This is a genomic window from Bradyrhizobium sp. P2_E8 (assembly GCF_056403875.1).
Map to the genome: position 1 here is coordinate 1 of NZ_JBFUES010000986.1, position 2,708 is coordinate 2,708.

The following is a 2,708-nucleotide window of genomic DNA, read 5'->3' on the forward strand; positions in this document are numbered from 1 at the left end:
CGTCTCGACCGGTTCGAGGCCTATGTGATGAAGCTCAAGAAGGAGAGGGCGGCTGCCAGGCAGCCGTCCAGAACGACCGACAAGACAAACAACAAGCCAAGCAAACGGAAAGGTTCTGAGTGATGACGAATTCTGCCAATCCCGCTCTGTCGCAATGGTCGCTCGACCGCGAGATCGTGATGTCGCGCGTGATCGACGCGCCGCGCGATCTGGTGTTCGAGGCGTGGTCCGATCCAAAACATCTCCCGCAATGGTTCGGGCCGAAGGGCTTCAAGATCGAGACCTTCGAGATCGACGTGCGAGTCGGCGGCGTCTGGCGCTTCAACATGATCGGTCCTGACGGCACCGTCTATCCGAACCGCATGCGCTTCCGCCGCATCGAGCGGCCGTCGCTGATGGAGATGGATCACGGCGTCGACCAGGACGACGATCCCAGCATGTTCCGCTTCACCCTCACCTTTGCCGAGCAGAGCAACGGCAAGACCGTGCTGATGATGCGGCAACTGGCCTCGAGCACCGAGCAGCGCGATGGCATGATCGGCTTCGGCGCGGTCGAATACGGCTACCAGACGCTGGATAAGCTCGCGGCCTATGTGAGCGGGCTGAAGAAATAGAACGCCGGCGTGATACCGGGGGCCCCGAAGTAGCGCCCCCGGAATCAAACTCGGAAAACGCCCGGAGACGCCGTCGCCTTCGCGAATATGACAGCGCGCAGGTCAATTATGACAGCGCCATAACGTAGATTTTTGTCGCGTCGTGCTGCTGATTTATGACAGAATTGCTACCGTTAGATGTCACATCGATTACGGCGGAGCGATTCATGTTGCAGTGGCAGGCGCGGTCAAATCCCCTCGCGTGGTGGTGGGGGTCGCTCACGCTTGTCAGCAGTGCCAACATCCTCGTCTGGTTCATGCTGTACCGCGAGTTCTATCCGACCGTTGCCGGCAGCGCCGGCGGCGGTTCGGATATCGGGCTGATGTTCCTGCTGTGCGCCGGCTATGTGTTCGGCTGCGCGTTCCGATCGTTCCTGCCGCGCGCCGACGTGCAGCGCATCTGTCYGTTCGACACCTGGCTCTCCAGCGTGTTCGTCGGCCGCACCGTCGCGACCGTGGCCGAACTGTGCTTCGTCGCGCAATGGGCGATCATCCTGCATCAGCTAGGTCACATGACCGGGGCGGAGACCGCGGTGAACATCGCGCTTGTGATTGTGCCCATCATCATCATCGCGGAGTGCTTCTCGTGGTACGCGGTCGTCACCACGAACTTCCTCTACAACGCGATCGAGAACTCGCTGTGGGCGGTGACGTTTTTCCTCGCCGGCATCGCGCTGTGCCGCCTGATGCCGGAATTCCAGGGCGTAGTGCGCTGGGCGCTGATCGCCGGCATCGTCGGCATCGCCTGCTTCCTCGCCTTCCTCGTCACCGTCGATGTGCCGATGTATCTCAGCCGCTGGCGGGCGGGGCATGAAGAGGGCAACAGGCTGCTCGGCTTCCTCGAAGGCCTGCATGACGTCGCGACGCGCTGGGTGGTGACCCACGACATCGCGCACTGGAAAGGCGAGCTGACCTGGATGTTCCTGTATTTCAGCGCAGCGGTGTGGTCGAGCCTTGCGCTCTGCGCGCTCTACGCCATGGAAGGCTATCTGACGCGTTATCTCGCCTGAGCGCTTCAGGCCTCGCCGAGATCGACCTGCGTCAAGATTCCCTGGCGCAGTGCCAGGCGGACCAGCTCGATGTCGGAGTCGACGCCGAGCTTGTCCTTGATCAGCGAGTGCAGGTTCGCCACCGTCTTCGGACTGACGTGGAGCGTCTCGGCGATCTCCTCCGTCGTGTTCTCGGCGAGCAGCAGCCGCAACACCTCGAACTCGCGCGGCGTGAGGACGTCGGCGGCCGAGCTCTCGCCGCTGATGCGGCTCAGTGCGAGCTCGTGGTCGATGTCGGGGCTGATGGCGATCTTGCCGGCGAGCACGTCCATCACCGCGCGCACCAGCGTTTCCGGCGGGCTCATCTTGGTGACATAGCCCCTGGCACCGGCGCGGATCGCCTGCACGGCGAAGCCCGCATTCTGGTGCATGGTGAAGACGAGGATTCTGGCGCCCTTGTCCCACTGCCGGATGCGCCTGACGGCCTCGATGCCGCCGATGCCGGGCATGCTCAAATCCATGATGACGAGGTCGGGTGCCTCGGACTTGAACAGACGGTAGGCCTCCGCGCCGTCGGCGGCTTCGGCGACGACGCGCAGGCCGGGTTGCTTCTGGAGCACCGAGCGATAGCCTTCGCGGACGACGGAATGGTCGTCAACCAGCAGGATGGTCGCGTCGGCCGCGCTCATGCCGCGTGCTCCAGCACCGGCCGATCGGCGGTGACAGGGATGGCGACGCGCAGCGCAGTGCCGCCATGCGGGCCGGCCTCGAAGCTCAGTCGGCCGCGCAGGGCCGCGACGCGCTCACGCATGCCGAGCAGGCCCATTCCGGATTTCGCGGCGGGATCGCTCGACCGTCCGTCGTCGTCGATCGCAAGCGCGATCTCGTCGGTCCGCATCGTCAATTCCAGACTCACCTTGGTTGCGCCGGCATGCTTGGCGGCGTTGGTGAGGGCCTCCTGCACGATGCGGTAGAGGCTGGCGCTGATCGCGGCCGGGAGGGTCTCGAAGGCGCCGTCGAACCGGATCGCAAAACGCGTCTCGCCGCGGCTGCGTCCGTTCCAGCC

4 protein-coding genes are annotated in these 2,708 nt (G+C 64.2%); 2 read left to right on the forward strand and 2 right to left on the reverse strand.

The window, feature by feature from the left end; translation table 11 throughout:
* Positions 1 to 122: 122 nt before the first annotated feature.
* Complete coding sequence (locus AC1D00_RS35440) at positions 123 to 614, forward strand: SRPBCC family protein (protein WP_167771278.1); 492 nt, start codon at positions 123 to 125, stop codon at positions 612 to 614.
* Positions 615 to 820: 206 nt separating this feature from the next.
* Positions 821 to 1,663 carry a hypothetical protein gene (locus tag AC1D00_RS35445; protein ID WP_477013871.1) on the forward strand — a complete coding sequence of 281 codons (843 nt, stop codon included), beginning with the start codon at positions 821 to 823 and terminating at the stop codon, positions 1,661 to 1,663.
* A gap of 5 nt (positions 1,664 to 1,668) precedes the next feature.
* Here AC1D00_RS35445 and AC1D00_RS35450 read toward each other — a convergent pair whose 3' ends face one another.
* Together AC1D00_RS35450 and AC1D00_RS35455 are read right to left on the reverse strand one after the other, a co-directional pair.
* Positions 1,669 to 2,331 (reverse strand): response regulator, encoded by a 663-nt coding sequence (locus tag AC1D00_RS35450; RefSeq protein ID WP_027549295.1) that lies wholly within the window; start codon positions 2,329 to 2,331, stop codon positions 1,669 to 1,671.
* Positions 2,328 to 2,708: sensor histidine kinase (locus AC1D00_RS35455; RefSeq protein ID WP_477013872.1), on the reverse strand; the 381-nt coding region annotated here is incomplete at its 5' end. The genes AC1D00_RS35455 and AC1D00_RS35450, both read right to left, overlap by 4 nt.

Excerpts from the sequence above, each read along its gene's own strand:
- AC1D00_RS35440 (WP_167771278.1), top strand. The coding sequence starts at position 123 with ATGACGAATTCTGCCAATCCCGCTCTGTCGCAATGGTCGCTCGACCGC.
- AC1D00_RS35450 (WP_027549295.1), bottom strand. The coding sequence starts at position 2,331 with ATGAGCGCGGCCGACGCGACCATCCTGCTGGTTGACGACCATTCCGTC.